The organism is Stappia sp. TSB10GB4, from assembly GCF_900185745.1.
In the GTDB taxonomy this organism is placed as follows: domain Bacteria; phylum Pseudomonadota; class Alphaproteobacteria; order Rhizobiales; family Stappiaceae; genus Stappia.
In genome coordinates this window covers 1-22859 of record NZ_FYAV01000070.1, presented here as the reverse complement: position 1 = coordinate 22859, position 22859 = coordinate 1, and the positions used below count along the sequence as shown (strand labels likewise).

Genomic DNA, 22859 nt, shown 5'->3' with positions numbered 1-22859 from the left:
GTGGCAAGAAGGACAGGATCCATGGGCTCTTTGAAGAAGCAGGATCTCTCGCAACTGATTTCTTTCCTGGAGCACAACCGGGAGCGCCAGGGCGATGTGACGCTGAACGATGTGATCGATCTCGCCGAGGTGATGACCGGCTCGATGCGCGAGTTTCTCGCTGCCGTCCAGCCGACGATCACCGCGGAACTGACGGCCATCGCCGACGAGATTTCGCGGCTGAAGGTCGAGATCATCAACCTGCGCCCCAACGACATGAAGAACAACCAGATCCCGGAAGCGGGCCGGGAACTGGATGCCATCGTCGAGTCGACCGAGTCCGCCACACACACGATCATGGAGGCGGCCGAAACGATCATGGCCGCCGATGCTGCGGACCACGAAGCCTACCAGGCGCTGGTCAACGACAAGATGATCGAGATTTTCGAGGCCTGCGCCTTTCAGGACATCACCGGCCAGCGCATCTCCAAGGTGGTCAGCGCGCTGAACGCCATTGACGCCCGCGTCTCGGCCTTTGTCGAGCGGCTGCGCATCGCCGAGGGCGACGACGCGCCGCGCGAGGAGACCGACGAGGAACGGCGCCGCCGCGACCTGATCCTGCACGGCCCCCAGCATGCGGGCGAAGGCGTGTCCCAGGCCGATGTCGACAGCATGCTGTCGGATGCCCAGGACGAAATCGACCGCTTGTTCGGCTGATCCAGGGTCGGCCAACCGAGATCGGCCCGCAGGGGCCTACCGTCTGCTGCGCGTCCACCAAGAGACGCGAGTTGCCTGGCCGGCGCCCCCCGCGAGCGGCCGGAAACTGAAAAAAGGCCGGGTCCGATGGGATCCGGCCTTTTTTCGTCTACCAAGATGTTCGTGTGCCAGGGGGCAGGGACGTTGCGTGCGGGTCCCGCTTGCGTGCCGCTACCAGCAAAGATGCGGCACGGCGGCCTGCGCGCTCAGCCCCTCCTCGGCGAGGCGGCGGCGCACCAGTGCTTCGTCCGGGGCCTCGACAGGGCCGAAATCGGCGCCATGGATGCCGCCGGTGATGAACAGCACGTCGATCTCGTTGGCGACCGCACCGCGGATGTCCGTCGGCAGCCCGTCGCCGACGGCAAGGATCTGCTCGCGCGCCACCTTCTCGCCGGCGATCCTGGCGACCCGCGCCACCGCCTCCTCGTAGATCGGCGCATGCGGCTTGCCGAGGATGGTGACGGTGCCGCCGATGTCCTCATAGAGCCGGGCGAGCGCGCCGGCGCACCACACCAGGCGGGTGCCCCGCTCCACCACGATGTCCGGATTGGCGCACAGGAACGGCAGGCCGCGCGCCGCCAGCCGCTCCATCTGGTCGCGGTAGTCTTCCGGCGTCTCGTTCTCGTCGTCGTGAAACCCGGTGCAGACCACCTGCCCGGCCTCGTCCTCGTCGACCAGACGGATGTCGAGGCCCTCGAACAGGGTCAGGTCGCGCGCCGGACCGATATGGAAGACGGGCCGGTCGCGCGTCGCCGCCAGCAGGTGACGGGTGACATCGCCGGAGGTCACCACGTCGTCGAACACGTCGAGCGGCACGCCGAGCGCTTCCAACTGCGTCAGCACGGAACCGGTCGGTCGCGGCGCATTGGTGATCAGCACGACGATCCCGCCGGTCTCGCTGCGGAAACGGGCCAGCGCTTCGCAGGCGGCCGGAAACGCCGCAACGCCGTTGTGGAGAACGCCCCACACGTCGCACAGGACGGCGCGGTAGGACGGTGCGAGGGCGGAAAGCCCGGAAACGAGAAGCGGCGCGGGCTGGGTCATCGAGGCCTCTTTCGGCGGGCGGACTGGGAGCGCGAGGGCGCGCGGGCGGACCATAGATGATCCCCGACGACAAGGACAAGACGCCAGCAGCACGGGCGGGCGCTGACGGCGCCGCGCCGCGGCGCCGGAGGACGGATTGCCGCAGTCTCCGGCGCGTGCGCTTAAGACATTGTTCAACATGTTCTGGTCACTCTCGAGTAGAGACTTGGTCACATCTGAATATTGAAATTAGAGAAAGTATCTGTCTCCCGCTCCCGCTTCGCGTCGACCGGTCTCGTCGAGAGGTCAAGGATGAAGACGATAAGAGCACGCATGATGCTGGTGACGATTGCGCTGGCATTGCTTGGCGCGGTGTCCGCTGTCGCCATCTCGCAATGGGTGGCCGGGAGCTTGACGGACACGGCCTTGCAGCGGGAGGTGGCAGGCGCCAAGCGGCAGCTACTGGCGCAGATCGAGGCGGAAAGCCGCCAGGCCCTGCTGCTGGCCAAGGTGGTTGCGGGGCAGGCCTCGGTACAGCAGCGCTTCGCCGCCGGCGACCGCGAGGGGCTGGCGAACGAGTTTGTCCCGGCCTTCGAGGAGTTGAAGGCGCAGTTCGGCATTCGCCAGTTCCAGTTCCACCTGCCGCCCGCGACCTCCTTCCTGCGGGTTCACAAGCCGGAGGAGTTCGGCGACGATCTCGCCTCCTTCCGTGCCACGGTGGTGGAGACCAATGCCCAAGTCAGGGACATTTCCGGCCTGGAGCAGGGCGTTGCCGGCATCGGCAACCGCGGCGTCGTGCCCATCCGCGTCGATGGCCAGCACAAGGGCTCGGTCGAATTCGGTCTCGAATTGCATGAGATGTTCGTCGCCGATTTCACGGCGAAGACCGGCTATCCGCTGGCGGTCCTGCGGCTCGGCGCCAGGGGCGGCGACGCGCTGGAAGTGATCGGCAATCGTCTGCCGGCCGACATGGATCCGCTGGCCCTTGCCGCGCATGCGGCGGGCGGCGGCCTCGTCTCGGCTTCCGGCGATTTCTATGTCGACAAGATCGATGTCGCCGACTTTTCGGGGCATCCCATAGCCGTCGCGGTGATCGCGGTGGACCGCACCGCCTATGCGACGATTGCCGGACGGGCGCGGGCGGCCGGCATCGGCGTCGGCCTGCTGCTGCTGGCAATTGCCGCCGGTGCGGTCGTCTACGCCGTGCGTTCGATCTGCAATCCGCTGCGCACGGTCGCCGACCAGATCATGGAACTGGCCGCCGGCAAGACCGGCTTCGAGGCCGTTGGGCGCGAGCGCTCGGACGAGATCGGCGACATCGCCCGCGCCATCGAGGTGTGCCGGGACAACCGCATCGAGCAGGATCGGCTGGAGCGCGCCCAGCATGGCGACCGGGAGGCGCGCGATGCGCGTCAGCGGCAGGTCGACGCGCTGATCAGCGGGTTCCAGGCCACCGCGCAGGACGTGCTGGCGGCCGTCGATCATGCCAATGCGAGCCTGGAGGCGACCGCGCGCACGCTGGAGGCGGTGGCCGCCTCCAGCGCCGAGCAGGCGGAAGGCGCAGCCTCGGCTTCGAGCGAGGCCTCCGGCAATGTGCAGTCCGTTGCGGGCGCGGCCGAGGAACTTTCCTCCTCGATCCACGAGATCTCGGAACAGGTGGAGCGGACCACGACGGTGGTCACCCGCGCGACCGACAGAACGCGGGCAACCAACGAGAAGGTCTCCGGCCTTGCAGCCTCCGCCGCCAAGATCGGCGAGGTAGTGACCTTGATCCAGGCGATCGCCGAGCAGACCAACCTGCTGGCGCTCAACGCCACGATCGAGGCCGCGCGCGCCGGCGAGGCGGGCAAGGGCTTTGCCGTCGTCGCGGGGGAGGTGAAGCAACTCGCCGACCAGACCTCGCGTGCCACCGGCGAGATCTCGGCCCAGATCGCGGCCATCCAGGCGGCGACCTCCGAAACGGCGAAGGCCATCGCCGAGATCGCCAACACCATGGACGACGTCAACGATCACACCAGCGCCATCGCCGCGGCGGTGGTTGAGCAGGGGGCGGCGACGAGCGAGATCAGTTCCAACATCCAGTTGGCTGCCACCCGCACCCGCTCCGTGGTCGACAGCATCGGCGAACTCGACACGGCGGTGGAGGAGACCAACCGCTCGGCGCAGCAGGTGCTGGGAGCGACCGGCGAGGCGGCGCGTCATACGGCGCGCTTCCGCGAGGAGATCGAGCTGTTCCTCAAGAGCGTTGCCGCCGCCTGAACGCTGCGCTGCCTCACCCTACGGCTGACATCGAGAGGAGCGCCCCGGGGCGCTCCTTTCCCGTTTCGCGGCAGGGTTGCCGGGGTGGCTGGTCCCGCGAGGCCAAACGGGCGATGCTGGCGCCGGGAGACGGGGCGATTCGCAGGTGAAGGTCCGGGAATGACGATCCGGCAATTGAGCGACCACGCGATCAATCAGATCGCGGCGGGCGAAGTGATCGAGCGGCCGGCCAGCGTGGTCAAGGAACTGGTCGAGAACGCGCTGGATGCGGGCGCCGCGCGCATTTGCGTGGCGACGGCGGCCGGCGGCAAGACCTTGATCCGCGTGGATGACGACGGCTGCGGCATTCCCGCAGACCAGTTGGCGCTGGCGGTCGAGCGGCATTGCACCTCCAAACTCTCCGAGGACGACCTGTTCGACATCCGCAGCCTCGGCTTTCGCGGCGAGGCGCTGCCCTCCATCGGCGCGATCGCGCGCCTTGCCATGACCTCGCGCCATGCGTCGGACGCCCATGCCTGGGCCATCCGGGTCGAGGGCGGGCGCAAGGATGGTCCGTCCCCGGCCAGCCATGCGGGCGGGACCCAGGTGGAGGTACGCGACCTGTTCTTCGCCACCCCCGCGCGACTCAAGTTCCTGAAGTCGGACCGGGCGGAAGGCGCGGCGGTCACCGACGTGGTCCGCCGGCTGGCGCTCGCCAACCCGTCGGTGCGCTTCGAACTGTCGGGAAGCGACCGGCAGGCGACGACCTTTGCCGCGGCCAGCGGCGAGCGGGCGCTGGACGCCCGCATTGCCCAGGTGATGGGCACCGATTTCGTGGAGAATGCCCGGCCGGTGGATGCGGTGCGCGAGGGCGTGCGGTTGCACGGGCTTGCCGGCCTGCCGACCTTCCACAAGGCCAATTCGCTGTCCCAGTTCTTTTTCGTCAACGGCCGGCCGGTGCGCGACAAGCTGCTGATGGCGGCGCTGCGCGGCGCCTATGCCGATGTGCTCGCCCGCGACCGGCATCCGGTCACCGTGCTGTTCCTCGAACTCGACCCGCGCCAGGTCGACGTCAACGTTCACCCCGCCAAGGCCGACGTGCGCTTCCGCGACGCGCAACTGGTGCGCGGACTGATCGTCGGCGCCCTGCGCCAGGTCTTTGCCGAGGCCGGCCATCTCGCCTCCTCGCACACCGCAAGGTCAGCGATGGCGTCCTTCTCGACAGGCTTTGCGGCCGGCCCGTCCGCCGGCCTACGCCCCGCCTCGGGCGGCACGTATGGCTACCAGCGCTCCGCAACGTCGCCGGCGCCGGCCTCAACCGACTGGCGCACCTCGCCCTTCCGCCCGCTCGACGATGGGGAGGCAGACGATGGCGGGGCACCGGTCATGTCCGGCTTCGGCGAGGCGACGCAGGCGGGCTTCGAGACGCTGGACATGCCCTCGGCGGATGCCCGCGCGCATGTTTTCGCCCCTGCCAATGAGGCAATGGAGGAGCGCCAGACGCGCCCGCTCGGCGCGGCACGGGCGCAGGTCCATGCCACCTACATCATCTCCCAGACCGAGGACGGCCTCGTCATCGTCGACCAGCACGCCGCGCATGAACGGCTGGTCTACGAGCGGCTGAAGGCGGCGCTCGCCGAGCGCGGCGTCGCCCGCCAGGGCCTCCTGATCCCCGAGATCGTCGAATTGCCACAGGAAGATGTGGCGCGTCTTGCGGAGCGGGCCGAGGAGTTGGAGGCCGTCGGTCTGGTGCTGGAGCCGTTCGGCCCCGGCGCGGTGGCGGTGCGCGAGACGCCGGCGCTGCTCGGCCAGATCGACATTCGCGGCCTGGTGACCGATCTTGCCGACGATCTCGCCGAATGGGACAGTTCCACCCGCCTGCGCGAACGGCTCGACCATGTCGCTGCGACCATGGCCTGTCACGGGTCGGTGCGCGCCGGGCGGCGCCTGCGGCCGGAGGAAATGGACGCCCTCTTGCGCGAGATGGAGGCAACGCCCAATTCCGGCCAGTGCAACCATGGTCGCCCGACCTGGATCTCGCTGAAGCTCTCCGACATCGAGCGGCTGTTCGGCCGCAAATAGCGCAGGGAAGAGGGCGCGGCGCGGCGTTTTCTCAGCCGCTCGCGCGCCTGTAATGCGCCCGTCATACGCCCGTCATGCGCCCGTGCCATTTGCGTGCAAGGGAGCGCCCGTGCGGGCTCCATCCGTCCTGGAGCCGATCGCGCATGAAACTGTTCGTCTGGGCGGCGGCCGTGGTGATGATCCTGCTCGGTCTTGCGACCGTCTGGACACCGATCCCCACCGGCGTGCCGCTCATCGCCGGCGGGCTGATCCTGATCCTTGGCAGCAGCCGCCAGGCGACGCGCTGGCTGCGCACCCGCCGTCGCCGGCTGCTGCGGCTCGATGAGGCCTTCATCCGACTGGAGGAAAAGGCGCCGAAGGGCCTGACGGCGGCACTGCGCCGCACCCGCCCGCGCCGCAAGGAGCCGTCCCAACCCGGGTCTTGACGGCGCTACACCCGGCGGAAGAGGACGAACTGGCTGTCGCCGACGGTGCGGCGGTCCAGCTCTTCCAGCCCGTCGATGGGGGTGATCTCGGTCTTGGCGTCTTCTTCCAGCACCACCAGCGCGCCCGGCGCCAGCCAGCCGCCGGCAAGGCAGGCGGCGAGCGCCTGCTCGCCCAGCCCCTTGCGATAGGGCGGGTCGGCGAAGACGAGGTCGAAGGGCGCGATGGTGCCGACCGGGCCGATGCGCGTTGCGTCGCGGCGAAAGATCTTGGTTGCCCCGGTCAGGCCGAGCGCCTCGACATTGGCGCGGATCGCCGCACGCGCGGCACTCGCCTCCTCGACGAAGAGGCAGTGGCGGGCGCCGCGACTCAGCGCCTCCAGCCCCAGCGCGCCGCTGCCGGCGAACAGGTCCAGCACGCGCGTCTCCTGCAGCGCCTCGCCATGGCCATGGGCCAGCACGTTGAACAGGGTCTCGCGCAGCCGGTCGCTGGTCGGGCGCGTCGCGTCACCGCGCGGCGCCTCGATCGGCGAGCCCCGGAAGCGTCCGGCGACAATCCTCACGGGCGCTTGCCCCCACCAGGACCCTTACCGCCGGGACCCCTGCCTCCAGGCCCCCTGCCTCCAGGACCCTTGCCGCCGGGGCCTTTGCCCGCCGGACGGCTGCTGCCCGGGCGGCCTCCGCCGGGACGCCCACCTGCCGGACGGCCGCCCCCGGGACGGTCTCCCCGTGGCCGGTCTTCGCGCGACCGGTCTTCGCGCGACCGGTCTCCGCCGGGCTTGCCGCCGAAGGGACGGTCGCCTCTCGGGCGGTCGTCGCGCGGCCTGTCAGTTCCGGGTCTGTCAGTTCTAGGCCTGTCGCCGAAGGGTCGCTCGCCCCTTGGGCGATCCTCGCGGGGCCGGTCGTCCCTCGGCCTGTCCTCGCGCGACCTGTCCTCGCGCGGGCCGGAACGGCGCGGGCGGTCGTCGCCTGAACGGGCCGCGAAGGGCTTCCTGTCTCCGAAGGACTTTCCGCCGCCAGCCTTGCCGCCAAATGCCTTTCCGCCGCCCGGCTTGCCGCGGCCCGCGCCGCGCGGCGCGTCGTCGGACACGGGGGCGGTGTCGACCACCAGCGAGCCGTCCTCGTCCCAGATCCGCCGGCGGGCGCCGCTCGCCTGGCTGTCACCCTTGGGCGCGCGGGGCATCGTCTCCGGCGTGAAGCGGAAGCGCGAGCGCGGCGAGATATAGGCCGAAGATTCTGCCTCGTCCCGCGACGGCTTTGCCCGGCTCTCGTCCTTGCGCCGGCTGCGCGACGGCTTCTCGCGCGCCTCGCGGCCCTCGCGGGCACTGAGGTAACGGTCCTCGGTTCTTGCGGCTCCGGGCTTGCCAGAGATGGGCTTGCCGGCGGCGGGCTTGCCGCGCTGCGGGGCGGCACCGGGAGCGGACTTGCGGGCCGGCTTGGCATCGTCGCCGTCGGCCTCGCCGCCCGGCGTCAGCAGCGGGGCCTCGAAGTCGGTATTGGCCTCGGCGGCCAGCCGTTCGCCGAGCTGGTCGCGCAGCACCCGCCCACGGATTTCGCGCACCTCGCCCTCGGGCAGTTCGGCAAGCTGGAACGGGCCGAAGGAGATGCGGATCAGCCGGTTCACGGCAAGGCCGAGATGCTCCAGCACCTTCTTGATTTCGCGGTTCTTGCCCTCGCGCAGGGCGATCGTCATCCAGACGTTATCGCCCTGCTCCTTGTCGATTTGCGCCTCGATGGCGCCATAGAGCACGCCGTCGATCTCGATACCGTCGGCCAGCTTGTCGAGCCGGTCCTGGGTGATCTGGCCATAGGCGCGCACGCGGTAGCGGCGCAGCCAGCCGGTGGCCGGCAGTTCCAGCACCCGCGACAGGCCGCCGTCATTGGTCAGCAGCAGCAGGCCTTCGGTGTTGATGTCGAGACGCCCGACGGTCAGCACCCGCGGCAGGGTCTTGGGCAATCGCTCGAACACGGTCGGCCGGCCTTCCGGGTCGGAATTGGTCGTCACCAGGCCGCGCGGCTTGTGGTAGAGCCAGAGGCGGGTGCGCTCGCGCTCCGGCAGCGGCTCGCCGTCCACGGTGATGCGATCGGCGTCGGTCACGGTGACGGCCGGCGAGGTCAGCACCGTGCCGTTTACGGCAACGCGCCCGGCGACCACCCAGCTCTCGGCCGTGCGGCGCGAGCACAGGCCGGCACGGGCGATCACCTTGGCGACGCGCTCGGCATCCTCGGTGCGCGCGGCCAGCGGCGCTGCGCCCGGCGGCGGGGTCTTGTCGCGCTTCGGCGCGCCCTTGCGATCAGCGAAGCTCTTCTTGCTACCGAAGCTCTTCTTGCCGCCAGAGCTCTTCTTGTCGGAGAAGGGCTTGCCACCGCTCCGCTTGTCCGCACCCGGCCGGTCGCCGGCGGGCTTTGCGCCGAAGCTCTTGCGCGGAGCGCGTGCCTCGGCACCGTCCGTTGAACGATGTGCGCCGTCAGTGCCGCGCGCTGCGCGGGGCTTGCCGTTGCCGGGGCGTCCGCTGCCGGATTTCCCCGGCGCGGGGGCGCGGCGCGGGGGCCGCGAGGGTCGATTGTCTTCGGTCATGGTGCCGCGTCATACCAGAGCGGCAGGGCTGCGGGAAGCGCGCTTTTTCAGCGCCGCTCCCTGCGTTTTGCGCAAGGGGCAGGAGGAGGGCCGAGTTGGCGATTCCAAACGGCGCTCCGGGGCTGTAGGGTCGCGGCCATGACAGGGAACGACAGGCCTGCCGCGGGTGGCAGCTTCATGGATCTGGCGCTGGCCGAGGCACGGGCGGCGGCGGCGCGGGGCGAGGTGCCGGTCGGCGCCGTGCTGGTGCGCGGCGGCGAGGTTCTGGCCGCCGACGGCAACCGCACGCTGGAGCTGAGCGACCCCACCGCCCATGCGGAAATCCTGGTGATGCGGCGTGCCGCCGCCGCGCTCGGCAGCCAGCGGCTGCCCGACTGCGATCTCTACGTCACGCTCGAACCCTGCCCGATGTGCGCGGCGGCGATTTCCTTCGCCCGCATCCGCCGGCTCTATTTCGGCGCACAGGACCCTAAGGGCGGCGCGGTGGAGAACGGCGTGCGCTTCTATTCCCAGGCCACCTGCCACCATGCGCCGGAGGTCTATTCCGGGCTTGCCGAGCGCGACGCGGCGGAGCTTTTGCGCAGCTTTTTCAAGGCACGGCGCGACTGAAAGACACCGGCGGGCGGCAGGCACGAGGGGCCGCGTCGCCGGACAGCGTCACCAAACACGGAGGGAGAGAACATGATTGCGGTGATCTTCGAGCTTTGGCCGAAGGAGGGCCACACGGGCGCCTATCTCGACATCGCGGCGGGGTTGAAGCCGCTGCTCGCCGAGCAGGACGGGTTCATTTCGGTGGAACGGTTCGAGAGCCTGACCGAGCCGGGAAAGCTGCTCTCCCTCTCGTTTTGGCGCGATGAGGAGGCCCTGTCGAAATGGCGGCACGAGGCGCGCCACCGCATGGCGCAGGCGGCCGGCCGCAAGACCCATTTCGCCGATTATCGCCTGCGCGTGGCCGCCGTCATCCGCGACTACGGCATGAGCGCGCGTGACGAGGCGCCGGAAGACAGCATCGCCCTGCACGGGTGAGGCGGCGCCCCCCTCAGCGCTCCGGCAATACCAGAACGGTCTGCTCCGCTGGGAGCGCCGCGCGGCTGGCCACATAGAGCGGGCTCTCAGACATCTCGACGCGGAAGCCTTCGCTCGCCATGCGGGCGACGAAGGTTTCCTGCGAGCCGTAGGTATAGGCATGCATCGGGATGACGATGCGCGGCGAAACGGCGCCGATCACCTCCACCAGGCTGTCGAGCCTGAGCGTCGAGGCGTTGTCGACCGGGGCGAAGACGATGTCGATCGTGCCGAGCCGGGCAAGGTCCTCGGGTGTCAGCCGGTGGTGCAGATGGCCGAGATGGGCGATGCACAGGTCCGCCACCTCGAAGACGAAGATCGAGTTGCCGAGCAGGCGCGTCTGGCCGTCCCAGCCGCGGATATTGGTCTGCAGGTTGCGGATGCGCACGTCCTCGACGGTGAGGTCGTGGTCCATCGGCCCGCCGTCCGGGTTCCAGCCGAGCAGCACATGCTCGATCGCCGGATCCGGATTGAGGGTGAAATGGGTGGAATGGGCACCGTTCATGGTGACGACGCGCGGCAGCCGCGCGGGCCGGTGCACGTTGTTGTAGTCGGTGGCGATGCGCACGCCCTTCGGCGTCTCGATCTCGAACGTGGCGTGTCCGACAAAGGTGATGCCGACCTGGTCCATCGCCAGCGCCGCCTGCCGCACCAGAGGTGGGGGAGCGGTGATCCAGCCGTCGGCGAGCAACTGGCAGGAGGCGGCGGCCTGTCCGCCGGCAAGGGCGAAGGTGCCGACAAGCCCGGCAAGCGCAGATCGCGCCATCGTCCGCAGCGGGCGGAGGGGGGCAGAGAAGGTCGTCAGGTCCATCGCAAGGCTCCCTGCTGGCGTGCCGCGAGGTTAGGATAGCGCCCTGGCCGCTCGCTTCAAGGTATCGCGCGCCCGGCCTCGAAGGCCTCGATGGCGGCGGCCACCTGCCGCTTGACCGTTTCCCGCATCGGCTCGGCCGCCTCCAGGATGGTGCCGGTCTTCATGAAGTCGAGCACGCGGAAGCCGGAAATGTCCGGCTTCACCAGCACGTCCGGCTGGCGGTTCTTCAGCTTTTCCTGAACGATCGACTGCATCAGGATCTGCGTCGCGCCGAACACCGCATCGCCCGCCCCCGGCAGGTTGCGGCCCTTGCGCGGGATCGGCGAGCCGACCACGTCGCTGGCGACGACGATGTCCATGTCGGGCGGCAGCGCATCGAAGGGCAGGGGGTTGACGAGACCGCCGTCGACCATGATGCGCCCTTCGACGGTGACCGGCTTGAACAGCGCCGGGATGGCAATGGAGGCGGCAACGGCATGGTGCAGCGAGCCCTGCTGCAGCCGCACCTCCCGGCACAGGTAGAAGTCGGTGGCGATCAGGGTGAGCGGCGTCTGCAACTCTTCGAAGCTTGCCGGAATGTGCTGGCCGACGAACTGTTCCAGCACCTTGAGCGCGTTGAACTGCATGATGCCGGGATTGCCGAACAGGTCGCCGAGCCGGCGCGGGCGCAGCTTCCACAGCCGGGCGAGCACGGCATTGCGGTCGGCGAAGGTCGCCTGCGAGATCTCGCGCAGCGCCGCGCCGTCGAGGCCGGTGGCGAAGGCCGCTCCGAAGATCGCGCCGATGGAGGTGCCGGCGATCGCCGCCGGGCGGATGCCGAGGTCGTCGAAGGCCTCCATCACCGGGACATGAGCCATGCCGCGCGCCCCGCCGCCGCCGAGTGCCAGTCCGATCCGTACCGTGGTCATGACGCCTCCTGTGTGGGGCATTCCCCGTCCCGATGGTTTCGCGCCCGCCGGCGCGGGTCAAGCCGGCGAAGGCGCACAGGCTGCCGCCCGCATCCGTTCGGTTTCGCTTAACGGAGGAATCGGGCAACTTGCGGATGACACCTGTCGCCGATCCGCGAGGGCGGCGGCAAGGGGTCTTCCAAGAGGTAGGGCGGCATGAGACGCGGCGGCACGGCAAGGGGTGGCCAAGGAGCCGGCAGGCCTGTATTCAGGACCGAAAGGCGGCCGCGACGGGCCGCGAAAGGCACCACACGCATGAACCGATACGAGACCCCGCGCGTGCCGGGCGAGGCGCGCATCCGCTATCTGGACGCCGATTTCCAGATCCTGTCGCCGGGCACTTTCGTGCGCTGCGCCGTCACCGGCCAGACGATTCCGCTCGATGAGCTGAAATACTGGAGCGTGTCGCGCCAGGAGGCCTATGCCGACGCGCAGGCCGCCCTGTCCCGCTATCAGGAATGCGGCAACACGCCCTGATCAAGGCGTGCGCCAAGAAACGCGGCAAGGGCGTCGGGTTCCTCGGGCTGCATCTCGACCTCCAGCACCCGCGCTTGCCTCGCCAACCGGGCGAGTACGGTGTCGCCTTCGCCCGTGCCGAACCGCACCCGGTCCTTTGCCGTGGTGGCGAGGGTCAGTCCTGACCGCGCGGCGCGGTCGAGCAGGTCCTGCGCCTCGCTGTCGGTGAAGGCGTGATGATCACCGAAGAACCGCGTCTCGACAATATCGGCCCCGGCACCGCGCAGGCTGTCCACGAACCGCTCCGGCCGGCCGATGCCGGCAAAGGCGAGCACCCGGGTCCCTGTCAGCCAATCCGCCTCGCGAGCAGCCAGACTTGCGCGAAAGACCGGAAGGCCGCGCCGCTGGGCGGCGGCCTCGACCGGCTTTGCCGCCTCACCGTCGCCGATCACCACCAGCGCATCGACATGGGCAAGCTGCCGCTCCACCGGCGCGCGCAAGGGGCCGGCCGGCAGGCAGAAACCGTTGCCGGTGCCTGATGCGGCATCGATCAGCGCCAGCGACACGGTCTTTGCAAGGGTCGGGTTCTGCAGCCCGTCATCCATCAGGATGACGCTGCCGAGCCCTTCCGCGAGCCTTGCGCCGGCCGGCCGGTCGGCGGAGATCACCACCGGGCCGCTGGCTGCAAGCAGCAGGGGCTCGTCGCCGGCATCAAGCGGGCTGTGCCTTGCGGGATCGAGCCGCACCGGCGGGCCGCCGGAGAGCCGCCCGCCATAGCCGCGGGTCAGGAAGACCGGGCGCTCGCCGCGCGCCTTGAGCATCTCGGCAAGCGCCAGGGCGAAGGGCGTCTTGCCGGTTCCCCCGACGGTGAAGTTGCCGACGCAGATCACCGGCACGGCGGCGGTGTAGGCAGGCTTGCGCCCCATGCGGCTTGCTGTGATCGCGCCATAGATCCAGCCGAACGGGGCGAGCGCGACGGCGGCAGGGCCGGGCGGCTGCCACCAGAACGACGGGGCTTCAAGTCCGCCGCTCACGGCGCCGGATCCCGTGCCGGTGGCAGCAGGGGGCGAAGCGCGGCAAGGCTTGCGTCGAGCGCGCCGCTTCCTGCCTTGCCGACATTGGCGGCGATGGCCGCGCGTTCGCTGGCAAGCCGCCTGTCGCCCAGCAGGGCGCGCACGGCGTCGGCCAGTTCGCGCGCATCCCGGACGATCTCCGCCCCCTTCGCCGTAAACAGCGGTGTGTAGATGTCGAGCAGGTTGAACACATGCGGGCCGGTGACGATGGCCGCGCCGAGGCGGGCGGCCTCCAGCGGGTTCTGCCCGCCCTCCGGCACCAGCGACTTGCCGATGAAGGCGACCGGCGCGATGCGATAGTAGAGGCCCATCTCGCCGATCGTGTCGCCGAGATAGATGTCGCAGTCCGGGTCCGGCAGCAGACCTTGCGAGCGCCGGGCGAGCCGCAGCCCCTGCGCCGCGAGGGTGTCTGCGATGGCGGCTCCCCGCTCCGGATGGCGCGGCACGATGACCGTGAGCAGGCCCGGCAGATCCTCGCGCAGCGTCTCGTGGACCTCGGCGACCAGCGTTTCCTCGCCCTCATGGGTGCTGGCTGCGAGCCACACGGGCCGTCCGGCGAGCGCCTGCGTCAGCGCGTCCAAGGCCGATGCGTCAACCGGCAGGTCGCCGCCGTCGAATTTCAGGTTGCCGCAGATCTCGACCTGCGGCGCGCCGAACTCGCTGAGCCGCTCCCCGTCCTCCGGCGTCTGGGCGAGGCAGAGCGGAATGCGCGAGAAGATGGCGCGGGCGAAGGGCCGCATCCGCCGCCAGCCCTTGGCCGAGCGCGGCGACATGGTGGCGCTGGCAATGGCAAGCGGAATGCCGCGCCGGGCCAGCGACGAGATGGTCGTCGGCCAGATTTCCGATTCCGCCGTGATGGCAAGGTCGGGCCGCCAGTGGTCGAGAAAGCGGTCGATGCCCGGCGGCGTGTCATAGGGCACGAACTGGTGGATGACGCCGGGATCCACCTCGGCGGCGGCGATCCGGGCGGAGGTGACGGTGCCGGTGGTCAGCAGCACGACGAGCCCGCGCTGGCGCAGGGCGCGCACCAGGGGGCGCGAGGCGTTCATCTCGCCGACGCTGGCCGCATGCAGCCAGACCAGCGGTCCGTCGGGGCGCGGCCGCGAGGCGCGGCCGAAGCGCTCGCCGCGCCGGCCGGCATCCTCCTTGCCGCGCCGCGCCCGGCGGGCGAAGAGCAGCGGCAGCAGCGGCGCCACCGCATGGCCGAAGCCGCGATAGAGCAGGAGCAGGATCTCCCCGATCAGTCGCGACGGCACTCCGGCGCGGGCGAGGCCGGCCGGCACAGCGGTCCTGTCCGGGCCGTCGGTCGTCATCTGGACTTTGCCAGGGCGTAGGCGCGGGCGGTGGTCTCGTTCATCGAGGCCTCCACCGCCTGGCGCGCCTCCTCCAGCGCGGCGTCGTCGGCATCCGGGGCGATGCGGATCATGTCGCCGGCTGCCACCACCATCCGGCTGAACGGCAGGTTGATCGTTGCCCGGTCCCAGCTCGACAGGTCGACATGGCGGCTGGTGGCGACCGCTATCGGGAGGATCGGCCGGCCGGAATGGCGGGCGAGTTGGACGATGCCGAGCCCGGCGACGCGCGACACCTTCGGCACATCCGCCGTCATCGCCACGCTGGCGCCTTCCTTCAGGCAGCGCATCGCCTCGATAAAACCGCGCAGGCCCCCGCGCTTGCTCACCTGGTGGGCGTGATGGGCACCGGACGCGCGGATCAGCCCAAGGCCGAGCTTGCGCGCGGCAATCGCGTTGATCTCGCCGTCGGCGGAGCGCGAGATCATTACCCGGACGTCGTAGCTCGGCGGGCGCGCGAAGGGCACGGCGAAATGCTGGCCGTGCCACATGGCGACGATGGCCGGCAGGTCGTCTTCGATCCGCTCGTAGAGGTCGGGCGGGTCCAGGCGGAAGGAGCTGGTCTTGCGCACGGCGAGCAGGTAGCCGGCCAGCGCGTTGCCGACCAGCCGCTGCAGCAGGGGGCTGCGTCCGGCGCGCTTCAGCATGATCCGCCCGGCCGTGCGGCCGGCCTCCGGGAAAGACGTCGTACCAAGGGTTTACTGGCCCTCGGTCTCGGGGTCGAGCAGGCGGTGCATATGGACGATGAAGTAGCGCATGTGGGCGTTGTCGACCGACTGCTGCGCCTTCTGCTTCCACACCACATAGGCCGCGGCATAGTTGGGGTAGATGCCGACGATGTCGAGCTTCTCGAGATCGCGGAAGGTCAGGCCGTCGACACGTTCGAGCTCGCCGCCGAAGACGAGATGGAGAAGCTGCTTGCCGGGTTCGGTGGTCGTCATCAACGTCACTCCGGGAACGGGGTTCGCAAGGATCTGGCCGGACTGTCCGGCCGGCATCACGGGTTCGTCAAGAGCTGCGCGAGGATCGGCCGGAGCGGCGCGGCGAGGGCCGGCGGCCCTGCGACCAGCGCCGGGTGCCGGACGCTCGCCCGGTTGTAGGCAAGCGGCCGCCCCTCGAGATCCTCAAGCCGGCCGCCCGCTTCCTGCACCAAAAGGTCGGCCGCCGCAAGATCCCAGTCGCAGGCATTTTCCCGGACCACGGCGGCATCGATCAGCCCTTGCGCGACCAGCGCCAGGCGCAGGGCCAGCGAGGGAATGTAGCCGGCATGGGAAATGCCGGTGCGCATCATCGGCCCCTGGCCGGTGATCGACTTGGGACCGGCAACGCTCGCGCCCGACAGCACCGGCTGGCCGGAAACGGCAACCTCGCGCCCGTTGAGCCTTGCCCCCTGACCGAGGGTCGCGGTGTAGAGGTCATCGCCGACCGGCCGGTAGAGCGCCGCCGCGACGGGCCTGCCGTCCTCGACCACCGCGATCGCCACGGTCCACTCGCCGGAGCCGGCGAGAAAACCGCGCGTCCCGTCGATCGGGTCGACGACGAAGCTGCGCCGGGCCGCCAGCCGCGAGCGGTCGTCCGCGGTCTCTTCCGACAGCCAGCCATAGTCTGGACGCGCCGCCTTCAACGCCTCGGCAAGGTGCCGGTCGACGGCAAGGTCGGCCTCGGAGACGGGCGAGTCGTTCTCCTTGGTCCAGCGGCGCGGGTCCTTGCGGAAATAGGACAGGGCGATCTCGCCTCCCTCGCGGGCCGCGCGGGCGATCAGATCCATGTCGTCGAGATTGGCGGTCGTGTCACGCGCCGGCAATGGTGAGGCCCCTCAGCAGCAGGCTCGGCACCTGATAGGCGGAGCGGGTGTCGAGGTCGCTGCCCGCCTCCAGCGAGGCGAACATCGGGATCAGATTGCCGGCGATGGTGATCTCCGAGACCGGATAGGCAATGGCGCCGTCCTCGATCCAGAAGCCCGAGGCGCCGCGCGAGTAATCCCCGGTGACGCCATTGACGCCGTGGCCGATAAGGTTGGTGACCAGGAGGCCGGTGCCGATCTCGGCCAGCATCTCGGCTTGCGAGCGGGCGCCGGGCGACAGGGTGACATTGGTGGTCGACGGGCTGGTGCCGGCCCCGCCGCGTACCGCCCGGCCATTGGGGGCAAGGCCGAGTTCGCGCGCTGCCGGTGTGTCGAGCAGCCAGGTCTTGAGGATGCCGTCCTCCACCAGCACCAGCGGGGCGACGGGCCGGCCCTCGCCGTCGAACGGGCGGCTCGCCGGGCCGCGCGGCCGGGTCGGATCGTCGGTGATGGCAATTCCGGCAGCGAAGATCCGCTCGCCCATCTTCTCCTTCAGGAAGCTGGTGCCCCGGGCGATCGCCGCGCCGTTGATGGCGCCGGCGAAATGCCCGAGCAGCGAGCGCGCCGCGCGCGGCTCATAGACGATGTCGGCGGTGCGGGTCGAGAGCTTGCGCGGGTTGAGCCGTGCCACCGCCCGCTCGCCGGCGCGCCGGCCAATCTCGCGCGGGTCGGCAAGATCGGACAGAAATCCTCGGCTGTCGAAGTCGTAGTCCCGCTCCATTCCCGTGCCCTCGCCGGCGACCGCCGTCGCCGAGACGCCGTGGCGCGAGACCAGATATCCCCCGCAGAAGCCTTCGCTGGTCGCCAGCACGATGCCGCTGAGGCGGAAGGAGGCGCTGGCCCCGCCCGAACGGCTGACGCCCTTGACGGCAAGGGCCGCGGCCTCCGCCTCGCGGGCGCGCTCGGCAAGCGCCTCGGCGCCTACCTGTACCGCGTCGAGCAGTTCGAGATCGGGAAACGCGCTGGCGAGTTCGCCGGCCGGCACGAGGCCCGCGAACGGGTCTTCCGGCGCGGCGCGGGCCATGGCGACGGCGCGTTCTGCAAGGGTCGCGCCCTCGCGGAAATCGTTGGAGGAGACGCTGGCGACCCGGTGGCCGCAGAAGACGCGCAAGGTGACGTCGTCGGCCTCCGAGCGTTCGCTTTCCTCCAGCTTGCCCTCGCGCATCTCGACGGAAAGCGAAACGCCGGTGGCGGCGACGACATCGGCCGCGTCCGCGCCTGCCTTGAGGGCGGCCTCGACAAGAGCGCGGGCCTCGTCCATCAGCCGGGTCTGGTCAATCGGGTGCTGCATCTCGTGATCCTTGCGGGGGAGGCGGTCCGCTGAACGGTCGGCCGCGACCGTAGTGCCGGGGCCGCGCTTCGGCAAGCCGGTCGCGGAGGCGGTTCAGGTTTTGTTTGCCGTATTCGGTGACCAATCCCTAACCCTGGTTGCAACGGAAAATCGTTAACCGTGCTTGTTAAGCGGTTTGGGACGCCTGCCTGCTAGTGTGAACCCATCAGAGGCCAGACAAAAACAGTGGCCCGATGGAGAGCGAATTGAGCCGTCAAACAGCACATCAGGACGCCACTGCAACGGGATCGGGCCGCACCGCGCGGCTCGATCCCTCGCAGATGCCGCACCGCTTCGCGGCGCGCGGCACGGCCTGCGAGCCGACGCAACTCGACGTCTATATCGACCGCCAGCAGGTCATCGTCAAACGCCGGCTCGCCGGCCTGCCGCTGACCCTTGCCCAGCCGGTCGCCGTCTTCCTCGGCGTCTTCGCCGAGGTCACGCCCGGCGAGGCGCCGGGCACGCTGAAGGCCCGCATCGGCCTGATGCACCGCGATCCGGCAATGTCCATCGAACTGGCCAGCGACGACCATCTCGAAGGGCTTGCCGAAGACTGGTGCGCCTGGGGCGAGGCCCTCGGCCTGCCGCTGCTTCTCGTCGAGCCGGACGGCAGCGTCAGCCGCATCGATGGCCCCGGCCATTCGGGGCGCACGCCGATGGCGCCGGCCCGCCGCCGCGTCGCGGCGCTGACCGCCCGCCGGCCGCGCTTCCTGCTGCGCCGCAAGCCGGGCAGCCGCTCGCAGACCCCCGCCGTCCATCGCGGCGAGCGCGAGATGATCGCCCGCAACTGACTGAAAAAAATCCGCTTTTACAGCAGTGCCTGGACCATCGCGTCCAGCACCAGGCCGGCGAACAGGATCCAGCCATAGGTCGTGTTGGAGCGGAACAGCTTCAGGCACTGGTCCGGGTCGTCGATGTCAAGCCGGACGATCTGCCAGACCAGATGGGCAAGGCCGATGGCAAGGCCGAGGAACGCGGCCGGCCCCGCGTCCACCCCGGCGAGCGCCAGCGCGAACAGCACCGTCGCCCCGCCGTAAAGGGCGGCGAGCGCCGGCTTTGTCCACGTCCCGAAAAGGCGCGCGGTGGAGCGCACGCCGACCAGTGCGTCGTCCTCCTTGTCCTGATGCGCGTAGATCGTGTCGTAGCCGATCGTCCACAGGATGCCGCCGCAATAGAGCGCCACGGCCGGCCAGTCGAGCCGGCCGAATGCGGCCGCCCAGCCCATCAGCGCGCCCCAGGAAAAGGCAAGGCCGAGAAAGAGCTGCGGCCAGTTGGTCACCCGTTTCATGAACGGATAGACGGCGACCACCGCCAGCGAGGCGATGCCGAGCAGCACGGCGAAGCCGTTGAACTGTACCAGAACCGCAAGCCCGACCAGCGCCTGCAGCAGCAGGAAGGTCTTGGCCTGCATCCGCGTCACCTGGCCGGAGGGGAGGGGGCGCGAACGGGTCCGCGCGACCTTGTCGTCGATGTCCTGGTCGATCAGGTCGTTATAGGTGCAGCCGGCGCCGCGCATGGCGACGGCGCCGATCAGGAACAGCACCAGATGCCAGGGGTCGGGAAAGGCCCGCCCGCCGGCTATCCCCGCAAGCGCGGCCGACCACCAGCACGGCCACAGCAGCAGCCACCAGCCGATCGGCCGCTCCCAGCGCGCCAGTCTCGCATAGGGCCGCAGCCATTGCGGCGCCCGCGTGTCGACCCAATGTCCCCGTACGGCATCCGCCACCCGGCCCGCGATCGTGTCGTTTTGCATCGCCTCACCTGTCGGCTATCCAGCGCGACGTGATACCGCCTTTGCGGCGCCGTTGAAAGAGCGGGGCTTGTTTCGGGTGTCGGCGCAGGCTAGGAGGCGGCAAGTCCTCCATACATCGCGACGGGGTGAGCGACAGATGAATATCCTCCTGATCGGATCCGGCGGCCGCGAACACGCCCTGGCCTGGGCCATCGCCAACTCGCCGCTGACCGGCCGTCTCCATGTCGCCCCCGGCAATGCCGGCATCGCGCAGGAGGCGGTCTGCGTCGCGCTCGACACGTCGGACCCCTCGGCCGTCATCGCCTATTGCCGCGACCAGGAGATCGGCCTCGTCGTCGTCGGGCCGGAGGGGCCGCTGGTCGCCGGCCTTGTCGACGAGCTGATGGACGCCGGCATCAAGACCTTCGGCCCGCGCAAGGCACCGGCGAGCCTGGAGGGCTCCAAGGGCTTCACCAAGGACCTTTGTACCCGTGCGGCGATCCCCACCGCCGCCTATGGCCGCTTCACCGATGCCGCTGCTGCCAAGGCCCATGTCGCCAAGGTCGGCGCCCCCATCGTCGTCAAGGCGGACGGGCTCGCCGCCGGCAAGGGCGTTGTCGTGGCGATGACCGAGGCCGAGGCGCTTGCCGCGATAGATGCCTGTTTCGACGGCGAATTCGGCGCTGCCGGCGCCGAGGTCGTGGTCGAGGAATTCCTGGAAGGCGAGGAGGCGAGCCTCTTCGTGCTGTCCGACGGCCGCAACGTGCTGCCGCTCGCCAGCGCCCAGGACCACAAGCGTGTGGGCGAGGGCGATACCGGCCCGAACACCGGCGGCATGGGCGCCTATTCCCCCGCGCCGGTGATGACGCAGGAACTCACCGCGCGCGCCATGCGCGAGATCGTCGAGCCGACCGTGGCGACGCTGGCAAGCGAGGGAACGCCCTTCGTCGGCGTGCTCTATGCCGGGCTGATGATGACCAAGGACGGCCCGAAGCTGATCGAATACAACGTTCGCTTCGGCGATCCGGAGTGCCAGGTGCTGATGATGCGGCTCAAGGACGACATCGTCACCCTGATGCTCGCCTGCATCGACGGGACACTCGACACCGTCGGCGCGCGCTGGCGCGACGAGGTGGCGCTGACCGTAGTCCTGGCCGCGAACGGCTATCCCGGCATCTACGACAAGGGCACGGTTATCCACGGTCTGGAGGCGTTGGAGGGGGACCCCGCGCTCAAGGTCTTCCATGCCGGAACGCGGCGCGACGACGACGGCCGGCTGCTCGCCAATGGCGGGCGCGTGCTCAACGTCACGGCGCTCGGCCGCACTGTCGCGGAAGCCCGCGAGCGCGCCTATGCCGCCATCGAACGCATTGATTGGCCTGAAGGTTTTTGCCGCCGTGACATCGGTTGGCGGGCGGTCGCGCGCGAAGACGGCACGGCCTGAGGCCAGTTTTTCGGCTTGCAGAATTTCGAGACGGATTTTGCGAAATTCCGTCTCGAAATCCGTAAAATTCGAGAAACGTCTCTCGAAATCGCCGATTGCGCCGGACGGCCACAGACGCTTCAATCGCACCCGCGCAGGTTCCGCGAGGAGGGCCTGCCGACCGGATGGCGCGGGAGGCTGCGATGCAGGGCGGCGACGATCTCTTTCCAGGCTTCACGGCGGGGATATCTCGCGGCGAGGGCGTGGACATCTTCTGCCGCATCAGTGGCGGCGAGGGCCCCCCGCTCCTGCTGCTGCACGGTTATCCCCAGACCCATGCGATGTGGCACACTATTGCCGGCGATCTTGCGCGCCACTTCACCGTGGTCGTCGCGGATCTGCGCGGCTATGGCCGCTCGACCGCGCCGGAGGGCGATGCGGACCATCACCTTTACTCCAAGCGCGCGATGGCGGCCGACATGGTCGCGGTCATGGCCGGGCTCGGCCACGACAGCTTCATGGTCGCCGGCCACGACCGCGGCGGGCGGGTCGGCTACCGGATGGCGCTCGATCACCCCGACAAGGTGCGCCGGCTCGCGGTGCTCGACATCCTGCCGACCTACGACTACTGGCAGAACATGGACTGGCGCTACGGCATGGCCATCTATCACTGGCTGTTCCTGGCCCAGCCCAAGCCGCTGCCCGAACGGCTGATCAGTGGGGCCCCCGACTTCTATCTCGACCACACGCTGGCGAGTTGGACGGCGCGCAAGGACCTCAGCGCCTTCGATGCGAGGGCGCTCGCCGACTACCGGGCGTCGTTCGCCCAGCCGGCGCGCCAGCACGCGGCCTGCGAAGACTACCGGGCCGGCGCGACTGTCGACATGGATCACGACACCGCCGACCGCGAGGCGGGCCGCAAGATCGCCTGCCCGCTGCTGACGCTCTACGGCAATGGGGGCCTGGCGCAAAAGACCGCGACGCCGGTCGAGACCTGGTCGCGCTGGGCGAGCGACGTGCGCGGGCACGGCGTCGATGCCGGCCACTTCCTGCCTGAGGAGGCCCCGGCGGCAACGCTGGCCGCGCTGCTGCCGTTCTTTTTGGGGGAGGCGTGAGCGCGTTCTTTTGACGAGGTGGCGCCCGAAAGATGCCACGACCGCCGGGGCTCGCCGATCCCGGCTCGGCGCTGGCGCGCCGTTCGGGAAGACGCCGGAGGGGGAGGAGCGGGGCTGGGGTGGCTGCGAGAGGGTCTTCCGTCACATGCCGGCCGGGGTTGCCAATGGTTCCCGGTTCTGCGCTGCGCTGGACCGGGATGACGTCTGAGAGGGAGGCAGCGCCTTGCATCCTCTCTGTCGTCATGCTGCACGCAAGCCCCTCCTTCGTCATCCCGCACGCAGCGAAGCGGAGATGCGGGGCCGGAGAGCCGGGGGCGTTTGAGGTGCGCTCCCGAAAGACACCACAAGCGCCGCGGCTCGCCGATCCCGGCTCGGCGCTGGCGCGCCGTCCGGGAAGACGCCGGAGAGGGTGGACCGAGTGGCTGGGGCGGAGGCGCGCGCGTCCCGCCTCACGCCTGCCGAGGTTGCCAATGGATCCCGTTGGGGTGGACGGCCCCCATCCGGCGCCGTTTTGCGCCAAGATGATGGTCCCAACACATCGAAGGAGCCGCCCAATGAACGAGATTACGCGCATCGGCATGGACACGTCCAAGCATCTCTTCCAACTCCACGGGGTTGATGCCGCCGGAGAGAC

General features: G+C 69.8%; 23 protein-coding genes. 10 read left to right on the top strand and 13 right to left on the bottom strand.

The window, feature by feature from the left end; all coding sequences use genetic code 11:
- Positions 1-21: 21 nt before the first annotated feature.
- Positions 22-696: a protein phosphatase CheZ gene (locus TSB10GB4_RS20320; RefSeq protein WP_186386993.1), complete on the top strand. Its 675-nt coding sequence runs from the start codon at positions 22-24 to the stop codon at positions 694-696.
- Between the two features lie 210 nt (positions 697-906).
- Here TSB10GB4_RS20320 and TSB10GB4_RS20315 read toward each other — a convergent pair whose 3' ends face one another.
- Positions 907-1779, bottom strand: a complete 873-nt coding sequence (locus TSB10GB4_RS20315) for a TIGR01459 family HAD-type hydrolase (protein WP_186386992.1) — start codon at positions 1777-1779, stop codon at positions 907-909.
- Positions 1780-2070: 291 nt separating this feature from the next.
- On the opposite strand from TSB10GB4_RS20315, the gene TSB10GB4_RS20310 reads away from it, so the two are divergent.
- The 3 genes from TSB10GB4_RS20310 (at position 2071) to TSB10GB4_RS20300 (ending at position 6503) form a co-directional block, all read left to right on the top strand.
- Positions 2071-4017, top strand: a complete 1947-nt coding sequence (locus tag TSB10GB4_RS20310; RefSeq protein ID WP_186397221.1) for a methyl-accepting chemotaxis protein — start codon at positions 2071-2073, stop codon at positions 4015-4017.
- Between the two features lie 159 nt (positions 4018-4176).
- Entirely contained in the window at positions 4177-6078 is a 1902-nt protein-coding gene (mutL, locus tag TSB10GB4_RS20305; protein ID WP_186397220.1) for a DNA mismatch repair endonuclease MutL, read from the top strand.
- 143 nt (positions 6079-6221) lie between these two features.
- Positions 6222-6503: a hypothetical protein gene (locus TSB10GB4_RS20300; RefSeq protein ID WP_186397219.1), complete on the top strand. Its 282-nt coding sequence runs from the start codon at positions 6222-6224 to the stop codon at positions 6501-6503.
- Between the two features lie 5 nt (positions 6504-6508).
- Here TSB10GB4_RS20300 and rsmD read toward each other — a convergent pair whose 3' ends face one another.
- Positions 6509-7063, bottom strand: a complete 555-nt coding sequence (gene rsmD / locus TSB10GB4_RS20295; RefSeq protein WP_186386988.1) for a 16S rRNA (guanine(966)-N(2))-methyltransferase RsmD — start codon at positions 7061-7063, stop codon at positions 6509-6511.
- Complete coding sequence (locus TSB10GB4_RS23995) at positions 7060-9078, bottom strand: pseudouridine synthase (RefSeq protein WP_186397218.1); 2019 nt, start codon at positions 9076-9078, stop codon at positions 7060-7062. Before TSB10GB4_RS23995 ends, rsmD begins: the two co-directional genes overlap by 4 nt.
- 138 nt (positions 9079-9216) lie before the next feature.
- On the opposite strand from TSB10GB4_RS23995, the gene TSB10GB4_RS20285 reads away from it, so the two are divergent.
- Positions 9217-9687, top strand: a complete 471-nt coding sequence (locus TSB10GB4_RS20285) for a nucleoside deaminase (RefSeq protein ID WP_186386986.1) — start codon at positions 9217-9219, stop codon at positions 9685-9687.
- Positions 9688-9759: 72 nt separating this feature from the next.
- Entirely contained in the window at positions 9760-10104 is a 345-nt protein-coding gene (locus TSB10GB4_RS20280; RefSeq protein WP_186386985.1) for an antibiotic biosynthesis monooxygenase, read from the top strand.
- Between the two features lie 13 nt (positions 10105-10117).
- Here the strand turns inward: TSB10GB4_RS20280 and TSB10GB4_RS20275 are convergent, their stop codons facing one another.
- Positions 10118-10954 carry an MBL fold metallo-hydrolase gene (locus TSB10GB4_RS20275; protein WP_208984900.1) on the bottom strand — a complete coding sequence of 279 codons (837 nt, stop codon included), beginning with the start codon at positions 10952-10954 and terminating at the stop codon, positions 10118-10120.
- A 56-nt stretch (positions 10955-11010) separates the two neighbouring features.
- Positions 11011-11862, bottom strand: a complete 852-nt coding sequence (locus TSB10GB4_RS20270; RefSeq protein WP_186386984.1) for a patatin-like phospholipase family protein — start codon at positions 11860-11862, stop codon at positions 11011-11013.
- Positions 11863-12156: 294 nt separating this feature from the next.
- Here TSB10GB4_RS20270 and TSB10GB4_RS20265 point away from each other — a divergent pair, with 294 nt between their 5' ends.
- Positions 12157-12378, top strand: a complete 222-nt coding sequence (locus TSB10GB4_RS20265; protein ID WP_186397217.1) for a DUF2093 domain-containing protein — start codon at positions 12157-12159, stop codon at positions 12376-12378.
- Here the strand turns inward: TSB10GB4_RS20265 and lpxK are convergent.
- The 6 genes from lpxK to TSB10GB4_RS20235 are packed head-to-tail and all read right to left on the bottom strand — an operon-like array spanning position 12354 to position 17916.
- Positions 12354-13391: a tetraacyldisaccharide 4'-kinase gene (gene lpxK / locus TSB10GB4_RS20260; RefSeq protein WP_186397216.1), complete on the bottom strand. Its 1038-nt coding sequence runs from the start codon at positions 13389-13391 to the stop codon at positions 12354-12356. The two genes, TSB10GB4_RS20265 and lpxK, sit on opposite strands and share 25 nt — an antisense overlap.
- Positions 13388-14743, bottom strand: coding sequence for a 3-deoxy-D-manno-octulosonic acid transferase (locus tag TSB10GB4_RS20255; RefSeq protein ID WP_186397215.1), 1356 nt, complete (start codon positions 14741-14743; stop codon positions 13388-13390). Before TSB10GB4_RS20255 ends, lpxK begins: the two co-directional genes overlap by 4 nt.
- Positions 14740-15429, bottom strand: a complete 690-nt coding sequence (locus TSB10GB4_RS20250) for a lysophospholipid acyltransferase family protein (protein ID WP_186386980.1) — start codon at positions 15427-15429, stop codon at positions 14740-14742. Before TSB10GB4_RS20250 ends, TSB10GB4_RS20255 begins: the two co-directional genes overlap by 4 nt.
- A 51-nt stretch (positions 15430-15480) precedes the next feature.
- Positions 15481-15723: a DUF4170 domain-containing protein gene (locus tag TSB10GB4_RS20245; RefSeq protein WP_186386979.1), complete on the bottom strand. Its 243-nt coding sequence runs from the start codon at positions 15721-15723 to the stop codon at positions 15481-15483.
- Positions 15724-15779: 56 nt separating this feature from the next.
- Positions 15780-16586: a 3'(2'),5'-bisphosphate nucleotidase CysQ gene (locus TSB10GB4_RS20240; RefSeq protein ID WP_244570985.1), complete on the bottom strand. Its 807-nt coding sequence runs from the start codon at positions 16584-16586 to the stop codon at positions 15780-15782.
- Positions 16573-17916: a TldD/PmbA family protein gene (locus tag TSB10GB4_RS20235; protein WP_186397214.1), complete on the bottom strand. Its 1344-nt coding sequence runs from the start codon at positions 17914-17916 to the stop codon at positions 16573-16575. Before TSB10GB4_RS20235 ends, TSB10GB4_RS20240 begins: the two co-directional genes overlap by 14 nt.
- Before the next feature lie 245 nt (positions 17917-18161).
- Between TSB10GB4_RS20235 and TSB10GB4_RS20230 the strand changes: the two genes are divergently transcribed.
- On the top strand, positions 18162-18746 hold the full coding sequence (locus TSB10GB4_RS20230; RefSeq protein ID WP_208984899.1) for a DUF6101 family protein: 585 nt from the start codon (positions 18162-18164) through the stop codon (positions 18744-18746).
- Between the two features lie 17 nt (positions 18747-18763).
- On the opposite strand, the gene ubiA is transcribed toward TSB10GB4_RS20230, so the two are convergent.
- Positions 18764-19708 carry a 4-hydroxybenzoate octaprenyltransferase gene (gene ubiA, locus TSB10GB4_RS20225; protein WP_186397213.1) on the bottom strand — a complete coding sequence of 315 codons (945 nt, stop codon included), beginning with the start codon at positions 19706-19708 and terminating at the stop codon, positions 18764-18766.
- Positions 19709-19844: 136 nt separating this feature from the next.
- Here ubiA and purD point away from each other — a divergent pair, with 136 nt between their 5' ends.
- Positions 19845-21131, top strand: a complete 1287-nt coding sequence (gene purD / locus TSB10GB4_RS20220) for a phosphoribosylamine--glycine ligase (RefSeq protein ID WP_186397212.1) — start codon at positions 19845-19847, stop codon at positions 21129-21131.
- Between the two features lie 164 nt (positions 21132-21295).
- The gene (locus TSB10GB4_RS20215; protein WP_244570983.1) at positions 21296-22225 is read left to right on the top strand and encodes an alpha/beta hydrolase; all 930 of its coding nucleotides are present in this window, start codon (positions 21296-21298) and stop codon (positions 22223-22225) included.
- 449 nt (positions 22226-22674) lie between these two features.
- Here TSB10GB4_RS20215 and TSB10GB4_RS23705 read toward each other — a convergent pair.
- On the bottom strand, positions 22675-22859 hold a 185-nt coding region (locus TSB10GB4_RS23705), incomplete at its 5' end, for a hypothetical protein (protein ID WP_208984904.1).

Coding starts and splice junctions, on each gene's coding strand:
- TSB10GB4_RS20320 (WP_186386993.1), top strand. CDS start 22: ATGGGCTCTTTGAAGAAGCAGGATCTCTCGCAACTGATTTCTTTCCTG.
- TSB10GB4_RS20315 (WP_186386992.1), bottom strand. CDS start 1,779: ATGACCCAGCCCGCGCCGCTTCTCGTTTCCGGGCTTTCCGCCCTCGCA.
- TSB10GB4_RS20310 (WP_186397221.1), top strand. CDS start 2,071: ATGAAGACGATAAGAGCACGCATGATGCTGGTGACGATTGCGCTGGCA.
- mutL (WP_186397220.1), top strand. CDS start 4,177: ATGACGATCCGGCAATTGAGCGACCACGCGATCAATCAGATCGCGGCG.
- TSB10GB4_RS20300 (WP_186397219.1), top strand. CDS start 6,222: ATGAAACTGTTCGTCTGGGCGGCGGCCGTGGTGATGATCCTGCTCGGT.
- TSB10GB4_RS23995 (WP_186397218.1), bottom strand. CDS start 9,078: ATGACCGAAGACAATCGACCCTCGCGGCCCCCGCGCCGCGCCCCCGCG.
- TSB10GB4_RS20285 (WP_186386986.1), top strand. CDS start 9,217: ATGACAGGGAACGACAGGCCTGCCGCGGGTGGCAGCTTCATGGATCTG.
- TSB10GB4_RS20280 (WP_186386985.1), top strand. CDS start 9,760: ATGATTGCGGTGATCTTCGAGCTTTGGCCGAAGGAGGGCCACACGGGC.
- TSB10GB4_RS20275 (WP_208984900.1), bottom strand. CDS start 10,954: ATGGACCTGACGACCTTCTCTGCCCCCCTCCGCCCGCTGCGGACGATG.
- TSB10GB4_RS20270 (WP_186386984.1), bottom strand. CDS start 11,862: ATGACCACGGTACGGATCGGACTGGCACTCGGCGGCGGCGGGGCGCGC.
- TSB10GB4_RS20265 (WP_186397217.1), top strand. CDS start 12,157: ATGAACCGATACGAGACCCCGCGCGTGCCGGGCGAGGCGCGCATCCGC.
- TSB10GB4_RS20255 (WP_186397215.1), bottom strand. CDS start 14,743: ATGACGACCGACGGCCCGGACAGGACCGCTGTGCCGGCCGGCCTCGCC.
- TSB10GB4_RS20250 (WP_186386980.1), bottom strand. CDS start 15,429: ATGCTGAAGCGCGCCGGACGCAGCCCCCTGCTGCAGCGGCTGGTCGGC.
- TSB10GB4_RS20245 (WP_186386979.1), bottom strand. CDS start 15,723: ATGACGACCACCGAACCCGGCAAGCAGCTTCTCCATCTCGTCTTCGGC.
- TSB10GB4_RS20235 (WP_186397214.1), bottom strand. CDS start 17,916: ATGCAGCACCCGATTGACCAGACCCGGCTGATGGACGAGGCCCGCGCT.
- ubiA (WP_186397213.1), bottom strand. CDS start 19,708: ATGCAAAACGACACGATCGCGGGCCGGGTGGCGGATGCCGTACGGGGA.
- purD (WP_186397212.1), top strand. CDS start 19,845: ATGAATATCCTCCTGATCGGATCCGGCGGCCGCGAACACGCCCTGGCC.
- TSB10GB4_RS20215 (WP_244570983.1), top strand. CDS start 21,296: ATGGCGCGGGAGGCTGCGATGCAGGGCGGCGACGATCTCTTTCCAGGC.